Source organism: Vibrio sp. sp1 (assembly GCF_016920955.1).
GTDB lineage: Bacteria > Pseudomonadota > Gammaproteobacteria > Enterobacterales > Vibrionaceae > Vibrio > Vibrio alginolyticus.
The window spans coordinates 24381-50197 of sequence record NZ_CP060590.1 but is presented as its reverse complement, the minus strand read 5'-3'; the positions used below and the strand labels follow the sequence as shown (position 1 = coordinate 50197).

Genomic DNA, 25817 nt, shown 5'->3' with positions numbered 1-25817 from the left:
TGTTTCTTAAATCGTAAGGAGCCTATCTGCAACCGCATCAACGCCAAAACGCACAGGGTCGGTGACGGGCACCTGGTATTTGTCGCTCCAATCCTGGCATAGCTGGGCTGCATCTTCTTCGCTGATCGCCGAAGTGTTCAAGCAAATACCCACTAATTGAGCGTTTGGATTTGTTAGGCGAGCAGCGGCCAGATTCGCTTCTATCGTTTGTTCAATGGTTGGCAAGCTCACATGTGGTAAGTTGCGGATGTGCGGGCGACCAATCTCATGGCACAGTATCAGAGCGTCAGCTTGTGCGCCGTGAAGTAAGCCCAAACTTACGCCAGCAAATGAAGGGTTAAACAATGAACCTTGCCCTTCGATGATGTCCCAATCGTGATCGGTGAACTCAGGGCTGATCGCTTCTACTGCGCCGGAGATAAAATCGGCAACTACAGCATCAATCGAAATGCCACTGCCTGCGATGAGAATTCCGGTTTGACCCGTTGCTTTGAACTCTGCACGACAGTTTTTACGCTTCAATGCATGCTCAATGGCAAGGGCAGAGTACATTTTGCCAACGGAGCAATCTGTTCCTACAGTAAGTACTCGCTTGCCTGCGCGAGCTTTGCCATTGCCGACCTTGAGCGGGGCATCATAATGGCGAACATCATACAGTTTGGTTAATCCGCGTTGTTCTAGATCGGCAAGAGGAGAAAGTTCCGCCAAACGTTGGTGCATGCCCGATGCAATTTCAAATCCCATCTCTGCCGCTTCAAGTAAGGTTGCTTGCCAAGCTTCGGGAATGACGCCTCCTGGATTTGCAGTGCCAAGCACCAGCGTTTTTGCTCCTTGCTGCTGCGCTTGTTGTAGTGTCATGTCGGTTAAACCAAGCGATACGGTTTCTGGCGTCAGGCGGATTTGGCCAAGACAAATCTCAGGTCGCCATTGATATATGCCACGCGCGGTTTTTGCTGCGAGTGGATCGGTTACATCGCCAAGAAAAAGTAGGTAAGGTTGAGCAATTTGCATGATGGTTCCCTTCGTCATCGTTATTGCTCATTAATGTAGCCAGACTGATTTAGGAAACCGAATGCTTATTTGTTAGGCGGGTATAACTTCAGGTTATACCTTTAAACCATCTGTTGTTTTAGGGCGGTGATAAATTGCTTTGTCGCAATGGATTGAGGTGTGTGCTCTGCGAATAAAATAGAGACAGAGAAGGACATATTTGGCTCCAAAGCATGCACGGAAACGGCATTATCTTGGCGATATTGTTTTGCAGTCCAAGGGTCTACAATCGCGAATCCTGCTTCGTTTTTCACCAGTTCAGCCGCCGCGGAGTAGCTGCGGACGGTGATGGCATGTTGATAATGCTCGTCACGCGCCGATAAGGTTTGATGCAGCAATAAGCCCAGAGGGTCTCGGCTATCTAAACCGATAATGGGTAAATCGTGACTGATGAGTTCTTCTAAAGTGACGGTTTTTTCTGTGGGTATCGCTGCGCTTTTAGGGGCAATTAGCGCCAAGTTTTCTTTTAATAACATGTGTCCCATGATCGCTGGTGGCGTTTCTTCACCGAACGCAATGGCGACATCCAATTCATGTTTCAGTAAACCTGAGCACAGCTCATCGCGATTAGCCGTTGAGAGCTCAAAGGAGATGCCGTGCTCTTTCGACAGCAACGCGACAGTCGGCGCTAACAAGTGTGCGGCCAAAACAGGCGGAGCACCGACTCGTAAATGTTGAGTTCCCTGTTTGACTTTGTTGGTCAGAGAGCGAAATTGTCCGAGTTGTTGATAGACTTTTTCAGCCTCTGGCAATAAGGCTTTGGCTTCTTGAGTGGGAACGAGACGGCCCTTTACACGCTCAAATAAAGCGAAGCTCAGTTGTTGTTCTGTATGGGCGAGAACTCGAGTGACATTAGGTTGGGAAACGTGCAGTAAGCGAGCCGCGCCTGACACCGTTCCTGCTTGCATAATGGCGTAAAAGACTTCTAATTGCCTTAAGTTCACTGCGATTTCCCTCTGCTCATGTTGCTCACCTCAGAATACCCAACCTTGCTGATGAGCGATAGAGGTAAAAGTGCTGGCGTAAAAAATAGGAAGACGATGTTGGTGCCTTCCTATCTCGCTTTTTCAATTTCTCAACTTCTCAATTTCTATGCTTCACTTTGCTGCTGCATGAAGGGGCAGGTCGTTAAACGGCTCTACGTCTCGACTGAGTAATCCCATCAAAATCACTGCTAACACCATGACAGCAGCTGCGATTGCAAAACCGTATTGTGTTAGTTCGTAATGACTCAACATTGCAATCAGGACGTAACTGAGAGATTGAATGGTGGTGGCAAACATGCTGATGCCGCCATCGACGCGACCTCGTTGATGAACCGCTACGGTGTGATGCATCCAGTTGACTCTCGCAATGCGATTTAGCGCGTTAAATACGCCAAACAGCGCCGTAAACAATAAGATGGTCAGCGGGCTCATCGCAAAACTCATCCCGATAAGCGCAAAAGAGACCATAACCATCGAAGCGAACATAATGTGGCTATGGGAGGCACGGCTTAGCACTTTGGTGACAATAAAGCCGGTTAGCAACGAGCCGAGGCCAAAACTGATGTTGAACCCTGCAAACCAATCGCCAGAGATGCCTTGTTCAGAAAACCAAATCGGCACCAGTTTGCTCAAATACGTCAATGCAGGATAAGAGAGGCAAGAGAGCAGAATAAAGCCATAAAATCGGGGTTCGAGACGGAATATTTGTTTGCTCTCTTTGAGTTGCGCGATGAAAGCAACGGATTTTGATGCCCTTAATTGTTGGGTATAAGGCGTCAGAATATAGAACATCGCTGCTAACGCAGAGGCGCTGGCCGCAAACAAAGCAAACTCTTTCATACCCCACATTTCAAGCAAAACAATACCCAACGCGCCAGCTCCGAGGGTTGTGGATTGCATTACAATTTCTTGCTGACCCGAAATTTTCGCATACTCATGGTGCTGATAATTTTCTTGGGTGAAGGCGTTGTTGGTCGTCCATGCAAAATTACTCGAAACCCAATACACCAATTGCGCAAAAGCCAGCAACCAGTGTGACTCAAACCCTAACCAATAAGCAATGAACACCACCAAAGCCATACCCGATTGAATCCATTGATTGAGCACGAGTAGTACTTTGCGTGAATGTCGGTCAATTAAAGTGGAAAAGAAAGGCGTTGCTAGAAAAGAAATCGCGGTGCAGCTCAGAGAAACTAAAGCGACGAAAGTGCCCATGTTAGGTTCGGAAAGCATGACCCATGGCAGCGCCATCATGAATAAGCCAGAGGAAATGCTGTCGAAGAAGCGGCCAGCTAAGTACGGCTGAGTTTTATTTTTCATTATGTTTGCCTCTAACTCCCGATGGCTTTCAAAAGGTTGATGTCCAACTGTCTTGTGTTTAACAACCAAGTCGTTCGCGCTGAACACATTATCTTGAGATCGCCGGGGTTTAGCGTTAATTAAGATGGTGCAACTTTAAAACCTCAAGTAAACTTGAGGTAAAGCATTTTTTTAACAAAATTGATACACAGGGAGTCAAGGATGGAAATCAGCGTAGGAGAAGTGGCAAAACGTTCTGGAGTGAAAGTATCTGCCCTACATTTTTACGAGCAAAAAGGACTGATTTCGAGTTGGAGAAATCAAGGTAATCAGCGTCGCTACCATCGTAGTGTGTTGCGCCGTGTTGCGGTGATCAAAGCAGCGCAGCAAGTTGGGTTGTCGTTAGAAGAAATTAAACATGCGTTAGATGAACTGCCGAAACACCAAGCCCCTAACAAAGCGCAATGGGAAAAAATGGCAAGCCATTGGCATGAACAGTTAGAACAAAAGATTCAAAAACTTAAAGCGTTGCAAAACGATTTAGGAGGATGCATTGGCTGCGGGTGCTTGTCGTTAGAAACCTGCGCACTGCGAAACCCAGAAGATGTATTAGGGAAAGACCACTCGGGGTCGAACTTAACGTTAGAAGAAGAGTAGCGATTATCTCTATTCTTTGTCGAAACTGTCGACTACGATCGCGCCCATCGAAGCAGGCATTGTGATGACGATAACGCGCTTTATCGCAACCAAAGGCTCATTCATGAGTGGCAGCTTATCAAGACAGAAAAGAACTAACGCTACCACAACGGCCGCAATGAGGTACGCGATAACCACACGAAAAATAAAGATGGATACGCGATTCTTGATGTGGCTTTGAAACACGCTTTGATACGCGAAAAAACTGAGGAAAATGACAGAAAGACTTAACAGCATGAGCAAGTTTGCCATTGGTAGGCTCTCACCCAATCGCCACGCTTCCTCCGAAAATGAGATCGGGACTGCTAGGGCAAAAGCGCCAACCAATACTTGGCTAGCGTCTTCTAGATTAAAGTGGCTGCTCATGCTGTTTATTCCATTATTCGCTTGCTAGATGTAAGAGCTTTTCAAAACGCTCATTACCGTGCAGCAATTCGAGGTCTCGTTCTTCGGCAAGTAAATCACGAATGGATGGGCTGTATTCAATTGCGCGTTCCAAGTCTTCAATAGCTTGCTCTTCGATACCAAGGCGAGAGTATGCACACGCGCGTTGATACAGTGCAGGGCCGTTGGTGTAATCGACTTCAAGTACGCGGTTACAAATGCTAAGTGCCCAATGGTATTCGTTGATTTCCATCGCTGCGTCGGCTTTGTAAGTCAACGCTTCTAAATCACCTGGACGAATTAATAAGATTTCATCATAGATTTCAATACGTTGTTCTGGAGTTTGAGAGCTTTGTGCACGTAGCCATAAGTTATGGATCTCGTTGATTTTCTCAATCTCTTTGTTGTTTTCGCTGATAATGCGAGTTTTGCGTTTTAAATCTCGCTCAAGGGCGACAAACTTTTTCTCGTATTCTTGGGCGATCTTCTCCAATCGTTTATCAGCCATCTCTTTGGTGTTGTGTTTAAACTCGCGCAGAGATTGCCATCCGACAAAGGCAATCAGCGATGCGACACCAGCAATGATGTAGAAGAAGTATGTAACGGTCACGTTGGCATAGTTCAACGATTTATCTGCGACCGTTAGCTCGCGATCGGTGATCTCTGTGATCATTCGCTTTTCTAGGCTTTGATAGTCCTGACGCAGCGCTTTTAGTTCATCTAAAATATAGCGTTCCATTAATGGTCTATCTAACAGATCCGATTCTGAATACTTTTCCTCCGATGCCATTGTTGGCAAGGCAAGTATCAGCGAGAAAAAAATACCAATAAATAAGCGCATATAACGTCCTTTCACGAGAAGAGTACAGATAGACCATGCAACAATAGCAAATAGCACAAACGTTTAGCAAAGTTATTACAAAAGAAATAACAGTCGTCTACGTAGAAGTCATATTCTTGTTGTTTTTCAGTTTGTTCCTGGTGGTTATTTGTTGTGATATCTTTTATCCTCCTTGCGAATTTATGATTAATGGAGTGAGCATGGACGCGCGAGCTAAGGATTACTTAGAACAATTTCTAGAATTATTATCACCAGAACAAAGGGAAGCTGTACCATCAGTCAGTGCTGACTATTATTGTGCCGATGAATACAACGCGAATGTATGCGCAGACTTGGTTCGTATTGGACAGAAAACTGCATCGTGCAGTTTGGAGCTTTGGTATCGAGAGCATGGTGAAACCATGCCCCAAGTCGGTCATTTACAAGTAGTGACGAATTGGGATGGGGACCCGGTTTGCGTGATACGAATTACTGACGTAAGTACATGCAAATATGAGGATGTAACCGCAGAGTTTGCCTTCGCAGAAGGCGAAGGTGATAGAACCTTAAACTGGTGGCGTGATGCTCATACTGCATTTTTTAAAGCTGAATGCGATGAGTTGAACATCGATTGGCATGAGAAACGTACGCTGGTTTTAGAGCGTTTTGAAGTGGTGTATCCCGTCAATTAATCTCTGATAGCAGCACTGATTTGAAGTGCTGCTATCTTTATTGAGAGACCATTTTTAGCGCTTTCGAGCGGTCACACTAAACATATGCCAATGTTTTTGGCTTCCTACTACAGTGGTCCCGTCTTCATCTCTTTCATGCAATGAAATGAGGTCGTAACCTTCGAATAAGCTTTCCACTTCCTTTTTTGTTAATGCGGTAATGTTTGGATGCATTTCGGAGGTAACCCAGGAGTCTTTCACTCCCAAGAAATCGCCGCAGAAGATACCGCCCGGTTGTAATGCGCTGTCTATTTTTTTCCAGACTTGTTTGAAGCCTGTGTCAGGGCAAAAGAACAAACTGGCATTTGCGATAACCAAGCTGCACTGAGGGTAATTAAATTCAGTAAAACAGCACTGCGAAACCGAAAATCGCTTATTACCTTCAAAGCGTGTTAAACAAGTTTTTACTGCATCTTCATTGCTATCACATGCGTGAACCTTAAATCCCTGTTCGAGGAGAAAGTGGCTGTCTCGACCTATTCCGCAGCCAATATCGAGAGCGACTTTGCCTTCTATCTTAAGTAGGTTCAGGGCATTTTCCACGTTTGGGCGGTGAGGTTGGCTTAAAATCTTCTGATAGTATTCATTCCATTGCGCTGGCATTGAACTTCCTTATGTTGGTTGTGCCCCCCAGCCCCAAAACTAGCGTCCATTTTGTTTCGCTTGACTGGGTAGGTTTGCAGTATTGGCAACTGTTATAGCTGATCTTCAATTGGTAATATTCCGGAGAACCAAGCACCCATTTTTCGCCATACTCCTGCTTCTGGTTCGGAGTCGTATTCTTCGCCTGTTTTTACGTCGGTCCAGACAATGTCCCCGTCGCGCAGAGTTAAGGCATGGGCGTTACTCGACAGTTGATTCGGCAGTTGTTCTAGAAACATTTGCACATATTCTGGCTGTTCTATAACAACTGCCATTTCGGTATTCAAAGCTGCCGAACGTGGGTCCCAGTTCATTGAACCAACGAAAAGTGTTTTGTTATCAATCGTCATTGCTTTAGCGTGTAAACTTGCTCTGCTACTCCCCGTGATGCTCCACTTACTTTTGAGTTTTGCGCTCGCTTTTACTTCCCAAAGCTTGATTCCAGCTTCGAGTAGATCTTTTCGATATTTTGCGTACCAACCATGCACGGCAAACACATCGTTAGACGCGAGGCTATTGGTCACAATCGTGATATCAACGCCTCGCTTGGCCGCGTTACTTAATGCTTGAGTACCTGCTTCAGTTGGAACGAAATAGGGAGAAATGAGCACAAATGAATCCTCAACACTTTTAACCAGTTCCGACAAATTATCAATAAGTTGGCTCTCTCGGGTTGCGACTTTATCGGGCAGATCAAACCATACTTTCGCTTCTCCCCAGTAGAGCTTGAGTTTGCCTTGTTTTAGATCTTGGTACATATCCAGTTGGGTGAAGTCATAGCGGCCGGTTGAAAACTTTTCCTCTAACCGGAGTTTATTGACCTGCTTTTGAATCGCTTGGTCGGTAATTTGCTGTGAATTCGGTGTAATCCATTCCATTGGTATCGCATAGGCGCTATTCCAGTAGAGGTCGAACTGATCGGCAGTTTGTTGTACCGCCTCACCATAGAGCAGAAGATCAAAATCACCAAACTCAACTTGCGATTCAAAAGAGAAGTATTCATTGCCGATATTTCTACCTCCGACAATGGCGGAAACACTGTCTGCAATCAGAGACTTATTGTGCATACGACGATTAAGGCGTTCAAAATCGCTAGCAAGAGCGAACCAACGGGAGTCGCGATACTGATGCGGGTTAAATAAGCGGATTTCTATATTAGGATGTGCATTGAGGGCAGCCATCACATCGTCGTTTCGCTTTTGCATATCGTCAAGCAACAGCCTTACTCGAACACCACGCTTTGCCGCTTCATACAAGCGCCACGTTATTAGCTGACTCGTTTCGTCACCACGGTAAATATAGTATTGAAGATCAAGACTTTTCTGGGCGGACTCGATCAAAGAGGTTCGAGCAAGAAGGGCATCGTGTCCCTGATTTAACGGTGCAAAGCCAGTTATGGACTTAGGATCTCTCCCGTAAGCTTCAAAGTACTGCGCAAGAACAGAATCCTTTTGATAACCGAGCTGAAAGCTGGTGGACTTTTCACTGGCGTCATTCAACGATACGGATGAGCATGCCGATAAAATAGTGAGCAGCGAGGGGAAGAGCAACTTGGCGAGCGTTTGTAACAAAGCACATTTCCTTGTCTTACAGAGTGTTACCTACTCCAAATTATAGACTTAAGCTGACGCCACATGCACCCAGAACCGTTTGATAACGAGCGATTAATCAATGAATTGCCATAGAGCCTGCACCAAGTTCAACTTTTAGAGCGCAGATAATCATTTATTTTAATTATCATTATGGCCGTATTGGTCATAATCACTAATATCTGGTGATTATGACCAATAGCACACTGGATAAAATAATGGTTTTTATATAACCATATGATTTTTAATAAATAAATGCTTGGCATGTCATTTGCTGTTTAGAATAAAAGTTAAGTCAGAGCAACTTGCGCAGTTGGTTAATTTTTTGTTAATTTTATTAACTTTGAATTGGCAATAACTATCTAGTTCGCTGCTTAAAAGACTAGGCAAGTGCCGCTTTGATGTTTATTCAAATTCAATTCTCTCACCACCATGCTTACCGGGAGCAATGGACTGAATAAAAGTGTGGTGTTGAAAACAACAATAAAAAAGGATTTTCGATGTTAGCAAAACCCATATTACGTTGGCTTTTACCCTTCGTCGTCGTTGGAGGCTCTTATGCAGGATATGCTGCAATTGCCGCAACTGCGCCGGAAAAAGAGTCAACCAAAGATGCAATTACAGAGCCTACTGTTCAGGCTTCTTCTCTTTTTCCTACCGATCACAAAGTGGTGATTACCAGTCACGGTGAATTAGTCCCTTTTGAAAAAACACACCTTTCCGCGCAAGTTAGTGGTGAAGTTACAAGTTGGCACCCGAATTTTGTGACGGGTGGCATCGTAAAACGAGGAGAGGTTCTTTTCACAATTGAAAGTGACAACTATGAAGCGTCGGTTTTACAAGCTGAAGCCGATTTAGCTAGTGCACGCGCAAACTTGATTGAGGAACAAGCGAAAGCCGAAGTGGCAAAACGTCAGGCAAAGAGACTGAGCGATAAGCAAGTGACGGATCTGTATTTACGCAAGCCTCACGTTTTGAGCGCACAAGCGCAAGTGAAGTCGGCTCAAGCGGCACTCAAACGAGCAAAAAGAGAGTTAGAAAATTGCAAAGTCGTTGCACCTTACGATGCGCTGGTTGTTGAGCGTGATATTGGTGTTGGTCAATTTGTTACATCTGGTTCTCGAGTTGCCACGTTAAACAACATCGAAGTGGCAGAGGTGCACGTACCCATTGCCGGTTTTGATAGTGCATTTTTACCCGAATCCATTGGTGAACTCACTGCGACAGTGACGCAGCAAGGTGTGTTTTCTACCACTAGAGAAGGTCGAGTAGTTCGTGATCTAGGCATGATTGATAGCGCTACCCGAATGATTAACATGGTCATTCAAATCGCGGACCCATACGGTGTCGATAACCAGCAGCCTCCAATTAAATTCGGCTCCTACGTTGAAGTGAGCTTCACTGGTAAGGAACTTAAGCACATCTACCGCTTGCCACAGGAATTAGTTAAAAACCGTACCGTGTGGGTGGTGAATGGCGATAATCAACTTCAACCCAGAACTGTCACGGTTTTGAGAGCAGAAGGTGAGTTTTTGCTGGTGGGCGAAGGCTTAGAGCAAAGTGATAAGTTGGTACTGACCTTACCAGAGTACCCTCAAAAAGGCATGGCGGTACAAATCGCAAAAAAGAGTGACGACTCCGAAACCGTCGTACAGTAAGTAGGAGTTTGTCATGGAAGATACTAAACAAAAGGGCTTAATTGCCTATTTTGCGAATAACCCCGTCGCTGCCAACCTTTTGATGGTGTTCATCATTATCATGGGTGTGGTGAGTTTTCTCTTTATTCAAAGGCAGATGTTTCCGAATATTGAGGTGAACTACATTGATGTTCGTGCGACTTATCCTGGCGCTTCTCCTCAAGAGATAGAAGAGAGTATTCTCGTTAAGGTCGAGGAATCGATTAAAGACGTCACCGGGATTAAAAAAGCAGTCTCAACGGCCTCTAGAGGTAGCGCGTATGTTTCCATCGAGGTAGACGTTAATGCCGATATCAAGCGTGTCTTAGATGATGTAAACCAACGTATTGATACCTTGTCTAACTTACCAGCGGGTATGGAACCAATCAATGTCTACCAAGTTGAATGGCGCCAAGATGTAATCGAAATGGGGTTAGTTGGGGACCGACCGCTCGAGGAGCTTAAACCGCTTGCTAAGCAAATCGAAGATGAATTACTTCAGTTAGAAAACGTCATGCTGGTGTATCTGAGTGCGCCAGAAGAAGAAATAGCGATTGAAGTAGACCCACTTGTTCTTCGTAAATACGACCTGACGTTGAGCGATATCAGCAGCGCGATCAGCCGTTACTCAGCCAACTTTTCTGCGGGCGAAGTAAAAACAAACTCAGGGATGATTGCAGTAAGGATTGAAAACCAATACTACCGTGGTGATGAGTTTAGAAATATTCCTGTAAAGCTTGGCGCAAATGGTGCGAAGGTTTTACTGCAAGATATCGCCACGATCAAAGATGGCTTTACGGAAGAAGAGCGCTATTTTGAATACTCAGGGCAAAATGCGATCTACATGTCTGTTGAAGCAACTCGTGATCAGAACATTATCCCTGTTGCACAGTCCGTTCGTAATTATATTGAAGCAAAAAACAAGACATTGCCGCAGGATGTTAAGCTCAAAGTCTTAGTTGATACGACTTATTATTTAAATGGGCGTCTCGACATGATGTTGAAAAACTTGCTGCAAGGTGCTGCATTAGTCGCGATTATGCTGACCATTTTCCTACGTTTCCGCTTGGCTATGTGGGTAATGATTGGGCTACCTGTCTGTTTCCTCGGTGCTGTAATGATGATGCCAGCTTTGGGTATTACAGTGAACATCGTCTCGCTGTTTGCTTTCATCATGGTGCTCGGAATTGTGGTGGATGACGCCATCGTCATGGGAGAAAGTGCGTACAGTGAAATCGAAGAAAAGGGCGGCGGTGTCGATAACGTGGTACGCGGTGTCAAACGTGTTGCTACGCCAGCGACATTTGGTGTTCTGACAACGATTGCTGTATTCGCACCATTCTTGTTGTCTAGTGGTATTGATAGTGCCTTCTTTTATGGTATCGCGGGGGTCGTGATTCTGTGTTTGATCTTCAGTTTGATTGAATCGAAGCTGATCCTTCCTGCACACCTTGCGCATACTCATTTTAAGCCAGTTAAACCAGGTGGTTGGCGTGACCGATTTAACCAACGTTTTTTTGGTTTTGTAAATGGTCCATATCGGAACTTTGTAACAACATGCACCCATTGGCGCTGGACAGTGTTTGCGGTGTTCTGTGGTTTACTGCTGATCAGCGCGGCTTTGATCAACGCGAATTATGTTCGGGTGATCCCCAACCCTAAAGTGCCGACTGACTATCCTGCGATCACTATTGAAATGAATGATACCGTTTCAAGTGAGCAGACAATCAGTGCACTCAAGACTATTGAACGTGTCATGCAAAAGATCGAATCTGAGACCATTGCAGAACATGGTCAAGGAATGATTCGTGATGTGCTGTCGTACAACAGAAGCCGCACCGAAGGTCGTGTATTAGTACCTCTGGTTGATGAAGAGTTACGCCCGTTCAATACATTTGAACTGGCTCGACGTTGGCGTGAAGCTATGCCTGTTATTCCCGGTATGAAGAGCATCAAAATCCGCGAGCAGAGTGCGGGTGGTGGTGACAGAGATGAGTTTGGCTACTTGTTGTTTGGTTCTAACATCAATGAGCTCAACGAGGCTGGGCGTTACTTGATAGAGCGTTTACAGCAGGAAGAAGGGTTATATGATATTTCATCTTCTATTGATTCTGGAAGCAAAGAAGTACTCCTGTCTCTTGCGCCTGTAGCGTACGATCTCGGTCTGGATCTCACCATGATCGCAGAGCAAGTTGGTGGCAGCTTTTATGGTGGCGAAGCACAGCGCATTATTCGTGATGGTGAAGAAATTAAAGTTATGGTGCGTTACCCGCAATTGACGCGTGAAGCATTCTCATCATTGCGTTACGCTGTGATTACCACACCAGCAGGTAAGAAGGTCATGTTGGGTGATGTGGTGAAGATCAATGAGCAGCCGGGCGTGAGTAGCATTCGACGTGAAGGCGGGTATCAAACCGTTTATGTCTATGGTTCCATAGACGAAGAATTGGTTGAACCTCAAGAAATCGTTAAGGTCATTGACGACAATATCTTACCGGACATGAAGCAAGCCTTCCCAACTGTGAAAACAGAATTGGGCGGTGATATTGAAGAGCAGGCTGCGCAGCGTAATGAACAGATTTTGTTCTTTATTGCTGGCATGATCATCGTCTACATCTTGTTAGCTGTACCGTTAAAAAGTTATACCCAACCTTTGATTGTAATGTCCGTTATTCCGTTTAGTCTGACGGGGGCGATTTGGGGCCATTTCTGGCTAGGTTTAGACATCAGTATGATGTCGACATTTGGTTTGATCGCCGCTGCTGGCGTGGTTATTAACGACTCTCTGGTTATGACAGATTACGTAAACCAAGTGAGAGAAAAGGGTATGAACATCAAACAAGCGGTTGTTGAGGCGGGTTGTGCTCGTTTTCGAGCTATCACGCTCACCTCAATAACGACGTTTGCGGGTGTATTGCCGATAATGTTTGAAACGAGTTTGCAGGCGCGTTTTGTCATACCGATGGCTGTCGCTTTGGGCTTTGCGGTGTTGTACGCAACGGTTCTGACTTTAGTGTTGGTGCCTTGTTTGTATTTAATGCTTGAAGATATTAAAAATATTTTCAGATCGATTAAGAGGTTTATCCATCGTTTGATTAATCGTTTCAGAAAGTCGCCAGTGACGTCGAGCGTTGAAGCAAGCGTATCGAGTTAACAAGCTTGATGTTAACGATTAGGAGCAGCCTTCGGGCTGCTTTTTTGTTTCCGCATTTTGATTCAAAGCGATTTTTTAGTGGGCAGTTACGTAATTATCTGATGAGAAAACTGCCTGACAAAGCATTTTCAATGTGTATGTTTCTAATGTTTTAAATTCGTATGGTTAATTTGACACTTGGTTAGCGAAATTTACCAGACGAAGATAACGTTGAATATGAGGGTTTATTTAAGTTGTTGAAAAATAACAAAATAAAAGTTGGCATCGTATGTGCAATATATAAATTGTAATTAAAATTAACTGCTAATCCTCAAGGAGCTTATTATGAAAAGCGTATTTCTATCTACTCTAAGTCTTATTGCTGTAATGTCATCACCAATCGCTGCTGCTAACACTTTAGACAAAGAGGAGTGGAGCTCAGATTTACGTCAGGACTTTTCTGAAATGAAACATGAAGCTATAGCAGATATTCAGCAAATGAACATGGATGCCATTCACGCACGTGATGAGCGTATCGTGAAAAACATTAAAGATGAGCAAGAACAGTTAGTAAAGGTAACGTGCCACAAAGAGAAAGCAAGCAAGTCATAAACGCCGATAAAAGAGACTAACAGACGAAAATGAATCCAATACGAGTTCGGTGTTAGTTAGCAGTAAGCACTGACCTTGTTGCTCTACTTGCCAGCCTTTTAAGGCTGGCTTTTTTGTTTCTCATTTCATGGGTGGAGATCAGATCCTCAAGCCTATTATCAATAGTTGGCGTGTTTGATGAGCTATTGCTGGATGGAGCGGATGTAACTTTTAAAAGTGTAGATTTCAGTAAAGTGGAGGTGATGTTAGATATTTAAAATTTTGAAAAGATCCGATCTCCTTTTTGACCTTCATAATACCTTAGTATGTGGCTTACCTTTACTTGAATTAGAACTCATATTGCAGGCGTTCGTTTAAAGGTATTGATGCATATTTGAAGAGTAAGAGATAGACATATGAGTTTTATTAAAATGTGTAAAGATGGTTTTAGAGGAAAGCCGGATTTCTCTGACTTATTACATAATGCGTTCCAGATAGATGACTTAGTGCTGTCATTTGAGTGTCCGAACAACATATATGAAGGACATGTATACCAGGATCTTGTTAATTTAGAACAGTTCGATGTTGAATCAAAAATAGAGAGGCATGAAAGGTTTGTAAAGTTAGCTACGGTATATTTTTTGTTTCAGAAGAAAATATTAAACCCTTTGCTTCCTATTAACAAACAAGGTGGATTATATATTAGGCTACGGGTTAAATCTACTGGAGAAGATATTGATAATATTAGTCAATTGTCCTCATTTTTAGAGAGAGAATATTATGATTTTTATCATGCCCCGGAGCAAAGTGAAGGCTCTATGAGGGGGTATCATACAGACTTGATGAAAGAATTGACTAAGCGTGCGAATAAACAATGGGGAGAAATTCCAGAAAGTGAACACCGAAAAAGAGAAAAAGAAGAATATTTAATTAGAGGTTTCTTAAGTGGTTATCCACCAATAAAGTGTGAGATAGTTGAAGTTGGAAAAAACAAATACTCAAAATACTCAGAAGGTAATCTTAAGTATAAGAGTGAATTACGAAGAGTATACAATTTACCCATAAAAAATGAATTCTACCTGAGCATCGAGTTTTGGTATAAGTACGAATCGATGTTTGCTAAGCAGAAGTTTTTAGATTGGGTGAGAAGTGCGGATGAAACCTTTGAAAAAAAAGTATTGGAATTACTGGATTTGTCTCCGCTCATCGACTCGTATACAGCCAAAGCGGTAAAGGGATTGAACGAAAAAACTAAGGCAGAGTAACACAGCGTCAAGAAAAGCTAGCAAAGTATGTAGCCATGAGAGAAAAATGAATCAAATTGGATGTCTATTTACCTTTGTACGCCATGGCGCATATAAAGCCAATGGATTTAGTATAGAGCCTATCACAAATATCAATACATATTTAAATAACAAGAGATATAAATATGAATTTTATCAAAATCTTTAAAGATGGGTTTAGAGGGAAACCAGATTTTGCACACTTGTTACATAATGTATTCCAGATAGATGACTTAGTACTATCATTTGAATGTCCGAACAATATATATGAAGGTCATGTATACCAAGATTTTATTGAATTACAACGATTCAATATTGATTCAAAAGTAGAGCGGCATGAAAAGTTTATAAACTTGGCCACGATTTATTTCTCTTTTCAAAATAAAATAATAAATCCACTATTACCAATCAATAAACAAGGTGGTTTATATATTAGGTTAAGGATTAAGTCTGCAGATAAATATATTACTAGTGTTAATCAACTATCTTCATTTATAGAGAAAGAGTACGTAGATTTTTATCATGCTGTAGAGTCACCTGACGGTTCTCAAAAAGGTGATCATACAGAGTTGATGAATGATGCCATTGCGTATGCAAATCATCGTTGGGGAATGGACCCGATAAACGAAGAAAAAAAGAGAGCGAAAGAAGAGTTCCTTGTAGGAGAGTTTCTTCGTGGTTACCCTCCAATCAAATGCCAAGATATCAAGATTGGTGGAAATACATTTTCAAAATATGTAGAAGGAAATTTGGAGTATAAAAAAGACTATCGAAGAGTGTACAATTTGCCTATCAAAAATGAGTTTTACTTTAGTATTGAATTTTTATATGAAATCGAGCCTATGTTTGCTCAAAAAAAGTTTTTAGATTGGGTAAGACACGCGGATGAAATCTTTGAAAAAAATGTTTTAGAGTTGCTAGCACTGTCTCCGCTTATTGATTCGCATACTACCTCCAAATCCGAAAGGTTGGCAAAAAAAAGTTGATCCAGAGCGTTCATACTTAACTTAAAGAAAAAAGCCCGCGAAGAATGCTTTCACGGGCGAAAAAAGGGCACCAAATTGGGTGTCTATTCATTTTGGAGGTGGTCGAACGTCCATATAAAACTGACAATAGGCTTGGTGAGAGGCTTACCACCAGCGCGACCAACGAGGCTAAAGTTAACATTGTTGTAATGATTGTTAAAATGTTAATTCTTCAATCAATGTTTTCATTATCGTGAGTTTAAATTGTGAATGTGTTGCCTGCGTGTATTTTTACTCTGTGAAATGCCGTTTTTGACAATAAAACATATTATAAATCTTGTGTTGGTTATTTGATTTGGTTATATAAAGCTCAACATACTTAATCCTTAACTGTTCATATTTACACTTAATGAGACACAATAACCCTCTGTTTGTTAAGTGATTGTGTGTTTTTTAACGCATTGGTATTGAACAAAAAGCGACCTAAGCCGTTCTTGTTCATTTTGATAAGTTTACTTATCAGTCGTTTTAGATTTCTTCGTGCTTATGGACTAGGCCGAAGTCAGCTAAAATGGCATACGCAGCAGGGATCATAAACAACACCAGCAGAGTGGATGCGAAAATACCAAACACGATGGAGATAACCAGTGGTTGGATAACCTGTGCTTGCAAACTGGTTTCAGTCAGTAACGGAAGCAAACCTGCTGCAGTGGTCATTGATGTTAGGAATACTGCTCTAAAGCGTTCCCGACTGGCTTTGACTACTGAGTCATGTACATTATCCCCTTCATCCACATGATGGCGTATGTACTGAACTAACAGAATCGAGTCATTCACCACAATCCCTGCTAATGAGACGAAGCCCATCATACTTGGCATACTTAATGAGTGACCGAGTAGGATGTGTCCCCATACCACGCCAATAAAGGCGAGGGGAATCGCAAGCATGACGACGAATGGTTCCAAATAACTGCGGAATTGGTAACTCAGAATCGCAAACACGCCAAATAAACCAAGCAAGAAGCCTTTACCCATTGATGAGCCAGTTTCAGCGGTATCTTTGGCTTCACCTTCAAAATCAAAGCGAAGACCAGGATACTTTTGCATAAGCTTTGGCGCATCATCCTGTTGGAACTGACGAATAATGGCGGTTGAGTTGGCTTTCGTATTGTCGATATCGCCGAATACGCTCACAGTCCTCAAGCCATCAATGCGCTGGATTCTTACGTAATTACGTTGGAAATCCAAAGTCGCAATAGTTGCGAGGGGGATTTGACTGCCATCGGACAAGATAATCGGAAAGTTTGCCAATTGCTGTAAGTCACCGGCTTGTGCTTTATCGAGGCGAACTTCGATGGAAATGTTTTCTACCCCAACTTGGATCTCGTCTGCGGTTTGGCCAAAGAAAGCTGCACGCAATTGATTGGCGATGAGTTGGCCGTTAATCCCGTAAGCTTCTGCGCCCGGACGCAGTTTTACCAAGACTTCTTCTTTACCCATACGCATGTCATCCAACACGCCATGGACACCGTCAAACTCATTTAAGTACTGTTGAATGTCGATAGAGGCGGCTTTGAGCGCATCCAGTTCATCATGCTTCGCTCGAATTTCAATCGCTCGTCCACCCGGCCCCATGGTCGGTTGTTTAAATACCAGTGAGATAGGATCCGCAAGTTCACCAATGTCTTCACGCCATGCGTCGATAAATTCATCGATGAGTGTGTTACGACTCTCGGCGCCCAGCAAATCCAGACGTACCGTGGCAATGTGAGGGCCAGATTCATTCGCGTCGGCGTTAGCGTTGAATTGACTGGTGATGTGTAGAACCAATGGATTGCCGTCTTCCACTTTCTCTGTCCATTCTTTATCTAGCTTTTGAGCGGAAGCGACGATCTTATCGACGACAGCTTCCGTTTGAGACAGAGAAGAACCCGGAGGAAGAATAATGCGCGCTTCTGCAATGTCGCCATCCAACTCAGGGAAGGGTTGGAACTTGAGTAAACCACCTACTAACGTGGCAGCGGAGATAAGAAGTAATGCAACTACGCCACCCATAAAGGCATAGCGATACTCGACCACTTTATCCACTGCGTTGACCAAGGTGGTGTTACGGAAGTTTTCAAAAGAAGCGAGCAGCTTTTGTTTAAACTTCGGTGTCTTTCGCTCTTGCTTTTGTTTATGTAGCGAATGAGAAAGGTGGTTAGGTAGGATCAAGAAGGCTTCCACCAAACTCAAACTCAAAACGAGGATCAGAACTTGAGGAACTGCTTTAAGTACCGCACCCATTTCACCTTGCAGGAATAACAAGCTACCAAAAATACACACCGTAGTTAGGAAGGAAGAAATTACCCCTGGCAGTACCTTTTTCACTCCTTTGATAACGGCATCATCGATCTCTTCTCCTCGGTCGAGGTGAGCGGCAATCGATTCGGCAATAACGATGGCATCATCCATCATGATACCGATGGCCATGAGTAACCCGACCAAAGACATGATGTTGATGGACAGGCCAAGTTGCGCCATCAAAAATAACCCACCTAAGAAGGCAACGGGTAAACCAGCTGCGACCCAAAAGGAATAGCGAAAACTAAAGAACAACCACATGGTGGCGAAGACCAGAATGATACCTTGCCAACCGTTTTTGACCATCATGGTCAGGCGATCCCAAAGCACGGATGAAAGGTCATTGGTCATTTGTAGCATCACACCGTCTGGCGCGATAGCTTGTTGTTCTTCGACAAATTGAGCAACCCGTTCCTTGATACGCAGTGCGTCATCTTCTTTGTTTTTGCTGACTTTTAGTAGGGCAGAAGGGTGACCATCGAAGAGGACTTTCTGTTCGTCCAATTCAAACCGGTCGGTAATCGTCGCAATATCTCTTAGACGGATGATTGAGCCATTTGTACCAGAGCCCACGACGATAGTCTCAAGCTCTTCCGGCGTCACGCGTCGTTCGTCAAAGCGGATCAGAAAGTTCTTATCTGGCGTTTCGACATTACCACTTGGCAACTTGACGTTTTGACGACCAATCTGGTCCGCAATATCACCAACACTCAAACCAAGTTGTCGGATAGCTTGAGTGTCTAACTCTACTCGGTATTGGTGGTCAGAGAAGCCAGCAACTTCAACCAAAGAGACATCGTAATCGATTTTTAACGTGCGTTTAAGCTGTTCGGCATACGCTTTTAGCTCTGGCCATGTGGTATCTGCGGTGATCGCGACATCCACAACTGGCTCGTTCCAATCGAGCTCTTGGACCACAGGAGATTCAATCTCTTGTGGGAAGTCGTTTATCGAGTTGATCTGGGTTTGAACATCAACCAACATGCGCCCAATGTCGGCTTCTTCATTCAGTTTTAAGATAAGACGCGCAGAACCCTCAATCGCTTCACACTGAGTTTCTTTAATGTTGGCAAGGCCATCGACAGCATCTTCCATTCGGATACAGATGCTCTCTTCTACCTCTTGAGGGGAAGCGCCGGGGTAAACCACACCAGCTAGGATGTAGGGCGGATCAAACTCAGGAAAAGTTTCACGCTTAATCGTGGAAAGTGAAGAAATCCCCAATATCAGCAGCGTTAGCATCAGCAAGTTGGCTGCTGTTGGATGCTTGGCGAAGAATCGGATCATGAATCAGACTCCTCAATAGCCGTTTCTGACTGTTCAGGTGACTCTTTCAATAGCATGCCGTTAATCGCAGGCAGCAAATCGTTGATGATCAGCTTCTGACCTTGCTCTAGTTCACCATCGATCACCACTTGGTTATTGCGACGATATAACACTTCAACCGTGACGACTTGCAGACGATTGTCATCGCCCATCAGGTAAATCTTATTGCCATGAAGCGCACGCTCTGGGATGACCCAACTCGGGTTCTCTTGTCCCTCAATCAAGGCACGCACAAACATGCCGTTCACCAATGGAGGCGCAGACGTTGGGTTTAATGCACGGTAGTCTTGTTCAATTTCCAGAATCACACCGGCAGTCGCTTGGCTTGGATCAACCGTTTCACTGATGCGTGCAACTTTCGCAGGCCAGCTTGCAGAGAGGTTACCGCTGCTGAGTTCAATGTTGGCATGAATCGCATTCATATCAGGTTGTGGAATACCAGATTCATCACGGACAAACTCACCGATGCTCGCCGCCAAAGTTTGCATGTCATGAATGGATAGTTGAGCTTCCACTTCCATGACATCAATACCATGTCCTGTCACCATGGTTTGTTGGAGGTTAACCACTTGCTTTTTCTCAATTTCTACGTCAGCAATACGCAAATCGTAAGGAAGCGTGATGATGGTTTTATCAAGCGAGCGTTCGGCCTCATCCACTTTTGATGCATTAACTTTAACTAGGGCTTCCGCGACTCGTTTCTCATCCGGCATCAAACCAATTTGATTTTCAATATCCAGTACTAACTTACGTTGAGAGAGCGCGCTTTGCTCTTGCTGATCTACATCCGATTGCGAGGTTAAGCCTTTCTTACGTAGGTTTTGTTTACGGTCTAACTCTTTGTTGGCGATAACCAGACGGTTGGCTTCTATCTTGAGTGTGCTTTTGAGATTCGCTTCTTCTTGGTTCAGCTTAGCCAGAGAGGTTTGAGCAGATTTGAGATCGGCTTGAGCTTGAACCAGTTTCAACTCGTAATCGAGTGGGTCGATTCGCAAGATTTCCGTTCCTGCTTGCAGCACTTGTCCTTTTTCCAGTTGCGGATGACGGTAAACCACTTTACCGGTCACTTCGGCTATCGCTTTCCATTCAACTTTCGGTGCGATTTTACCAAAGCCAATAGCAACAGGTGCAATCGCTTTCAGCTCAAGTGGAATCGTCTCGACCAACCGTGCACGATCTCCAGCGGGTTTTACGGGCAAATCTGGTTTGAGGCTAATCGCCAAAAACAGAATGACGACCCCCACCGCAAGAGCAGGAAAGAACAGCAGCTTTTTATTTATCTTCATATTGGTCGCCCGAGTCTAAAAATCCATGTTTCATCAGTTGTATGTTGTGTTCGAATAATCGGTTCAAGAAGGCTTCAGAAAGTTCAATGCCATGAATGGCGAGCAGTGCTGGTGGTGCCATAAAAGGAAACACCATCAAGCTGATGTAAGAGACGCGACAAAGTTGAGGGTCGGCGTCTTTTCGTAAAACGCCACTGTCAATCAACTTATCAAAGATCACGCCTTGCATTGGCTTGCTGATATCTGCGAAGACTTTTTCGAGCAGTTTGCGTTGGGTTTCCGATGGGGGCATATGCATAACTTGGGCAACTAAGCGTGGGAACTGTGGTACCTTGATCATTTCGCGGTAGTAGGTACGCATTAGATCGAGAAAGTTTTGCTCGTTACTGTTGGATACCAACGTCTGCATCTGCTTTTGCATCGGTGACAGTGTTTCGCGCAACATGGTCTCGAACAGGCCTTCTTTGTTGCCAAAGTAGTAGCGAATCATCGCAACGTTCACGCCTGCTTTCTGCGCGACTAGGCGAGTAGAGACCTTGTCATAAGCCATAATGGTGAAGAGTTCGCGCGCGTGGAAAATCAGTTTTTCCCGTGCGTCGATATTATCTGTGGGTCTTCCCGCCCTTCGATGCGCTTCCGTCACAATCTTCTCTCAAAATATTAAACATTTGATTAATTATAAGACGCTGATTTCTCATGCGACATGTGAAAAATTAATCAGTATTTAATCAAGTGATTAATTTGTGATGAAGAGAAGTAAAAAAGAGCAGAAAGAACTGCTCTTTGAACAAATAGAAAAGTATTTACTTAGGAAGAACGGTCTTGTGAGGCTATATCACCCCCAACTTAACACACTCCAATTCGGTCTGTTGGCGTGTTCTTTTAGTTGTGGGCATGGATTTACCAGATAAGCGTAGTTCGCGTATTCACAAAGCGGTAAATCGTTGATTGAATCGGTATAGAAATGGATTTCGGAATAAGGCTCAGGCTGATTTTCTAGCCACTGTTTTAATCGCGTGACTTTGCCTTCACGATAACTCGGGATACCGTCGATTTCAGCAGTATAACGGTTGTTTTTCTCGATTAAATCAATTCCGAGTGCGGTTGGAATATTAAGACGGCGACCAACGGCTTCCACCAAAAAAGTGACGCTGGCAGAGATGATAACCATATCTATACCATCACGAGACAGTTGCTCAATCAGGGTTTTGGCTTGAGGGAACTGTTTAGGCAAAATATGGCTTTCAACACATTCTTCAACCAAGGCGTTTACTTCTTCAATCGGCATGTTTTCTAGTGGCTTCATGGAGAACGCTAGGTAATCTTCCATGTCCATTTTGCCTTCAGAGTACAAGGCCATTAGACGCTGATCTTCCATAATAAATAAAGGATCAGTCGCGATGCCTTTCTCAACCATAAACTCGTTCCAAATCATTGCGCAGTCAGCGTTTATTAGGGTTTCATCCATATCAAAAACATACAAAGGTTTGGACATGTTTAGGCTCTCACTGGTTGAATTTCGTTTAGGTTAAAGAGTAGCTCTAGTTGGCTGCCATTCGCTAGTAAGCGTTCTGAAGAGCGGTTAAGCAAGTCAACAGTGAGCTCACACTCTTCAACGTTCACTTGATAGCGAATAACATTACCTAGAAGCTGGTGGTTGGTGATCGTACCTACTTGTGGCGCTGAGATGTGGCTATCATATTGACGACCTTGCTCTTTTACATATATAGACTCTGGGCGAATCGCCACTTTCCATTCGGTATCAATGTTGAAGAGTTGCTTGGCTTTATTGGCCTCTACAAGGTTGTAGTGCCCCATGAAACCGGCCACAAACTCGTTAGCAGGATGAGTATAGATTTCTTCAGGTGTTCCTGCTTGAACAATTTCTCCTTTACTCATTAGGAAGATACGATCAGACATAATCATCGCCTCTTCTTGGTCATGAGTTACGAAGATAGTGGTGAGATTCATCTCTTTCTGAATATCTCGGATTTGCTGACGAAGGTGTTTGCGGATTTTGGCATCAAGCGCAGAAAGTGGTTCATCAAGCAATAATATGCGAGGTTTCACCACCAACGCTCGAGCGAGTGCGACACGCTGGCGCTGACCGCCAGAAAGTTGATGCGGATAGTGTTTTTCTTTACCTGCCAGATCCACCAGTTTGATGACTTTAGCCACTTCACGTCGAATATCATCATTCGCAAGCTTTTTCATTTTTAAGCCAAATGCAATGTTGCCTTCGACGGTCATATTGGGAAACAGCGCATACGATTGAAAGACCATCCCAATACCACGCTCTTGCGGGACTTGATGCGTGATATCTTCTCCGTTTACCCAAATCTCGCCTCCATCGACAGGGTTAAGCCCAGCAAGGCTGCGAAGTAGTGTCGATTTACCACAACCGCTAGGGCCTAAAAGCGTAATGAATTCACCTTGCTCGATGTTAAAGTGAATGTCCTCAAATACGGTGTTATCACCAAAACGTTTAGTCAGATTTTTCGCTGTTACGTAGCTCATTGTTTGACTCCTCGGCTGAAACGACTTGCCAACCAAGTCAGTAAAAAAATAAATAGGAAGTAGGTCATCACTAAGGCAGACGTAAAGTGGCCGCTCGTCTGACGCATGTTATACAAGTAGATTTGCAGGGTTTCATAACGTGTGCCGACTAAAATATTGGCGAACACAAACTCTCCCAATAGAAATGAAAATGAAAGGAAAAGCGATGCCATCAGTCCTTTTTTGAGGTTAGGTAAAATGACCATCAAAAACGCTTTGGTTGTGCTTGCCCCTAGCAAGTGTGCAGCGTCCATTAAATCGTTAAGGTTAATTGCTTCGAAGCTATTAGAAATCGCACGATACATGAACGGTAACGCGATGGTGAAGTAAGTACCTACTAGAATCCAAGGAGTACCGATAAGGGAGATTTCACTGTCAGCATAAAGTTGAAGCAAGCCGACGGAGGACACCACTGGTGGTACAGCGAATGGTAGCAAAATCAATACGTTCATGAGCTTATCGAGCTTCGGAAAGTAGTAAAACACCACGAATATCGCTGGCAGAACCAGAATCACACTGAGGGTTAGCGAAGCAATACAAATAAACAGCGAACGCCCAAACGCTTGCAAAAAGCGTGGGTCGGTCAGCAATTTAACGTACCAATCAAAAGTGAAACCATCTGGAAGCACCGTGGCGCCCCAGCGTGATGAAAGCGAATAGACAAAGGTCGCTAAAATCGGGATGAGCATGATCCCAACAATGGAATAAACCACCGTTTTATGGAATCGATTATTAACGTTGTGCATGACTACTTCCTACCTGCATAGCTTTTCGAAATGAGCCATTGGTTAATCACTGTGATAAAGGCAAGTAACGCCATTAGAATCACCGAAATTGCAGCGGCGAGATTAGGTTCAAGGAACAGGTCTCCCGATACCAGACTCGCAATTCGAATTGTGATGACGTTATAGTTACCGGAGGTCAACGCATAAACACTCGCATATGCGCCAATTGCGTTGGCTATTAAGATAATAAAGGTACCGAATAAGGCTGGTGAGAGCACTGGCAGAGCGATTTTCGCCCAATACTGTGATGTTTTGGCTCCCAGTAGCGCAGCAGCTGCTTGCCAATCATCACTCAACGCATCGAACGCAGGGTAGAGCAACAACACCGCCAGCGGGATTTGGAAGTAGATGTAAATGGCCAGCAGGCCCCATTTACCATAAAGGTCGAAATCACCGAGTAAGCCATACTGCTTGAGCAAAAGGGTAATCGCCCCATTGGTGCCCAAAATAATAATAAAAGCGAATGACAGAGGTACGCCTGCAAAGTTGCTGCTCATGTTCGTAAACGCAATCACACCGTCGCGGACTTTAGAATCGACTCTGCGCAGAGAAGAGACCAACAGAGTCGCAATGGCTAAGCCAAAAATGCTCGACCATATAGCTAACCACAAACTGTTGCCAAACGCCTGCATCATAAAGGCGGAGTCGAGCACTTCAATGTAGTTATCGAAGGCAAACTCGCCATCGTAGATAAAGCTGTTTAACAGCACCCAAATCATCGGTGCGAGTTGAAATAGGTAGAAAAACAGCGCGAAAGGCACCAACCAAATGGCTGGCTTAAAGCGCTTTAACCAAGTACTTGCCAAATTTGAGCGTGATTCGCTGGAGCTTGGGGAGAGGACTGAACTGCTCATAGTGCTAACAATTCCTGAGTGTATGGCTTCGTGTGGTCAAGGTTTAGCAATTGACAAACGGTGCCACAAATATCAGTTTGCTTAACATGACAATCTTGATGGGTAAACTTATCACCAATGACAAACAGGGGAACTTCTCGCTCTTCAGGTAAAATCCCACCATGAGAAAGATCGTTGTTCATGCCATGATCGCTGGTCACAATGATTTGATACCCATCAGCAAGCCATTGATCGATGTAGTTGGAAAGAATAATGTCTGCACCTCGCGCACAATTGCGGTATTGGCGAGAGTCTAGGCCAAACTTATGTCCTGTATCGTCGATATTCATCGGATGGATCAATAAAAAATCAGGTTGATAGTTGCGACGTAAATACTCTGCGTCCAGGAACAAGGCTTCATCAGGATAATGATCCCAATGGTAAAAGCAGCCATGCTGGATATTCAGGGTTTCATCATGCGTGAAACGATCGCGAACAGGTTCAAATGGCGCGCGATTATAAAGCTCACTTACCCAATGGTAGGCAGCCGCAGCGGTCACTTTTCCTTGGGCTTTTGCCAAACTGAAAATGGAATCGTGTTTGGATAGACGAACGATATTGTTGTTTACGATGCCGCTTTCTACAGGGCGAACGCCCGTTAAAATGCACTCATAAAGTGGGCGAGACATAGAGGGCAGCTCACACTGCACAGGATAAAGCGTTGCGCGAGTTTCTTGTTGGGAACGACTTTGTTCTAGAAGACCATTGAGGTAGCCCATGCAATCACGGGCTACCTGATAGTTCAGTCCATCTAGAACAACAAGGATGACCTTATTGCTCATA

Annotated in this window: 22 protein-coding genes; 7 read left to right on the top strand and 15 right to left on the bottom strand. The window is 44.1% G+C overall.

Going from position 1 to position 25817, the window contains the following annotated elements:
- Positions 1 to 6: 6 nt before the first annotated feature.
- From dgcN to H9L11_RS15640, 3 genes are all read right to left on the bottom strand, one after another.
- Entirely contained in the window at positions 7 to 1011 is a 1005-nt protein-coding gene (dgcN, locus tag H9L11_RS15650) for an N-acetyltransferase DgcN (protein ID WP_053304687.1), read from the bottom strand.
- A gap of 101 nt (positions 1012 to 1112) precedes the next feature.
- Entirely contained in the window at positions 1113 to 1994 is an 882-nt protein-coding gene (locus tag H9L11_RS15645) for a LysR family transcriptional regulator (protein ID WP_047102778.1), read from the bottom strand.
- A gap of 153 nt (positions 1995 to 2147) precedes the next feature.
- Positions 2148 to 3356 (bottom strand): MFS transporter, encoded by a 1209-nt coding sequence (locus H9L11_RS15640; RefSeq protein ID WP_017635140.1) that lies wholly within the window; start codon positions 3354 to 3356, stop codon positions 2148 to 2150.
- Between the two features lie 201 nt (positions 3357 to 3557).
- Between H9L11_RS15640 and soxR the strand changes: the two genes are divergently transcribed.
- Positions 3558 to 3992 (top strand): redox-sensitive transcriptional activator SoxR, encoded by a 435-nt coding sequence (gene soxR, locus H9L11_RS15635; RefSeq protein ID WP_047102776.1) that lies wholly within the window; start codon positions 3558 to 3560, stop codon positions 3990 to 3992.
- A 9-nt stretch (positions 3993 to 4001) separates the two neighbouring features.
- Here soxR and H9L11_RS15630 read toward each other — a convergent pair whose 3' ends face one another.
- Both H9L11_RS15630 and H9L11_RS15625 read right to left on the bottom strand, forming a co-directional pair.
- A complete protein-coding gene (locus H9L11_RS15630; protein WP_005373896.1) occupies positions 4002 to 4397 on the bottom strand; it encodes a DUF2391 family protein in 396 nt (131 codons plus the stop codon).
- 13 nt (positions 4398 to 4410) lie between these two features.
- Positions 4411 to 5256: a tetratricopeptide repeat protein gene (locus tag H9L11_RS15625; RefSeq protein WP_005373890.1), complete on the bottom strand. Its 846-nt coding sequence runs from the start codon at positions 5254 to 5256 to the stop codon at positions 4411 to 4413.
- 200 nt (positions 5257 to 5456) lie between these two features.
- Between H9L11_RS15625 and H9L11_RS15620 the strand changes: the two genes are divergently transcribed.
- Positions 5457 to 5927, top strand: coding sequence for an ASCH domain-containing protein (locus H9L11_RS15620; RefSeq protein WP_005373887.1), 471 nt, complete (start codon positions 5457 to 5459; stop codon positions 5925 to 5927).
- A gap of 54 nt (positions 5928 to 5981) precedes the next feature.
- On the opposite strand, the gene H9L11_RS15615 is transcribed toward H9L11_RS15620, so the two are convergent.
- Together H9L11_RS15615 and H9L11_RS15610 are read right to left on the bottom strand one after the other, a co-directional pair.
- Complete coding sequence (locus H9L11_RS15615; protein WP_205391249.1) at positions 5982 to 6569, bottom strand: class I SAM-dependent methyltransferase; 588 nt, start codon at positions 6567 to 6569, stop codon at positions 5982 to 5984.
- A 92-nt stretch (positions 6570 to 6661) separates the two neighbouring features.
- On the bottom strand, positions 6662 to 8179 hold the full coding sequence (locus H9L11_RS15610) for a phospholipase D family protein (protein ID WP_205391248.1): 1518 nt from the start codon (positions 8177 to 8179) through the stop codon (positions 6662 to 6664).
- Between the two features lie 518 nt (positions 8180 to 8697).
- Between H9L11_RS15610 and H9L11_RS15605 the strand changes: the two genes are divergently transcribed.
- The 5 genes from H9L11_RS15605 (at position 8698) to H9L11_RS15585 (ending at position 15866) form a co-directional block, all read left to right on the top strand.
- Entirely contained in the window at positions 8698 to 9855 is a 1158-nt protein-coding gene (locus H9L11_RS15605) for an efflux RND transporter periplasmic adaptor subunit (RefSeq protein WP_005387110.1), read from the top strand.
- 13 nt (positions 9856 to 9868) lie between these two features.
- Complete coding sequence (locus H9L11_RS15600) at positions 9869 to 13027, top strand: efflux RND transporter permease subunit (RefSeq protein WP_033906309.1); 3159 nt, start codon at positions 9869 to 9871, stop codon at positions 13025 to 13027.
- A gap of 324 nt (positions 13028 to 13351) precedes the next feature.
- Positions 13352 to 13618: a hypothetical protein gene (locus H9L11_RS15595; RefSeq protein WP_005373876.1), complete on the top strand. Its 267-nt coding sequence runs from the start codon at positions 13352 to 13354 to the stop codon at positions 13616 to 13618.
- A 395-nt stretch (positions 13619 to 14013) separates the two neighbouring features.
- On the top strand, positions 14014 to 14862 hold the full coding sequence (locus H9L11_RS15590; protein ID WP_005387103.1) for a hypothetical protein: 849 nt from the start codon (positions 14014 to 14016) through the stop codon (positions 14860 to 14862).
- A 164-nt stretch (positions 14863 to 15026) separates the two neighbouring features.
- Positions 15027 to 15866 carry a hypothetical protein gene (locus tag H9L11_RS15585; RefSeq protein WP_033906310.1) on the top strand — a complete coding sequence of 280 codons (840 nt, stop codon included), beginning with the start codon at positions 15027 to 15029 and terminating at the stop codon, positions 15864 to 15866.
- A gap of 507 nt (positions 15867 to 16373) precedes the next feature.
- On the opposite strand, the gene H9L11_RS15580 is transcribed toward H9L11_RS15585, so the two are convergent.
- From H9L11_RS15580 to H9L11_RS15545, 8 genes are all read right to left on the bottom strand, one after another.
- Positions 16374 to 19475 carry an efflux RND transporter permease subunit gene (locus tag H9L11_RS15580; RefSeq protein ID WP_205391247.1) on the bottom strand — a complete coding sequence of 1034 codons (3102 nt, stop codon included), beginning with the start codon at positions 19473 to 19475 and terminating at the stop codon, positions 16374 to 16376.
- The gene (locus H9L11_RS15575; protein ID WP_025767987.1) at positions 19472 to 20800 is read right to left on the bottom strand and encodes an acriflavin resistance protein; all 1329 of its coding nucleotides are present in this window, start codon (positions 20798 to 20800) and stop codon (positions 19472 to 19474) included. Before H9L11_RS15575 ends, H9L11_RS15580 begins: the two co-directional genes overlap by 4 nt.
- Positions 20787 to 21443, bottom strand: a complete 657-nt coding sequence (locus H9L11_RS15570) for a TetR/AcrR family transcriptional regulator (RefSeq protein ID WP_025767986.1) — start codon at positions 21441 to 21443, stop codon at positions 20787 to 20789. Before H9L11_RS15570 ends, H9L11_RS15575 begins: the two co-directional genes overlap by 14 nt.
- A gap of 192 nt (positions 21444 to 21635) precedes the next feature.
- Positions 21636 to 22295: an HAD family hydrolase gene (locus H9L11_RS15565; RefSeq protein WP_017633566.1), complete on the bottom strand. Its 660-nt coding sequence runs from the start codon at positions 22293 to 22295 to the stop codon at positions 21636 to 21638.
- Between the two features lie 2 nt (positions 22296 to 22297).
- On the bottom strand, positions 22298 to 23317 hold the full coding sequence (locus H9L11_RS15560) for an ABC transporter ATP-binding protein (protein WP_005373862.1): 1020 nt from the start codon (positions 23315 to 23317) through the stop codon (positions 22298 to 22300).
- Complete coding sequence (locus H9L11_RS15555) at positions 23314 to 24102, bottom strand: ABC transporter permease (protein WP_033906312.1); 789 nt, start codon at positions 24100 to 24102, stop codon at positions 23314 to 23316. Before H9L11_RS15555 ends, H9L11_RS15560 begins: the two co-directional genes overlap by 4 nt.
- A 2-nt stretch (positions 24103 to 24104) precedes the next feature.
- On the bottom strand, positions 24105 to 24995 hold the full coding sequence (locus tag H9L11_RS15550; RefSeq protein ID WP_033906313.1) for an ABC transporter permease subunit: 891 nt from the start codon (positions 24993 to 24995) through the stop codon (positions 24105 to 24107).
- Positions 24992 to 25816 (bottom strand): alkaline phosphatase family protein, encoded by an 825-nt coding sequence (locus H9L11_RS15545; RefSeq protein WP_033906314.1) that lies wholly within the window; start codon positions 25814 to 25816, stop codon positions 24992 to 24994. The genes H9L11_RS15550 and H9L11_RS15545 overlap by 4 nt, the downstream gene beginning before the upstream one ends.
- Position 25817 lies beyond the last annotated feature (1 nt).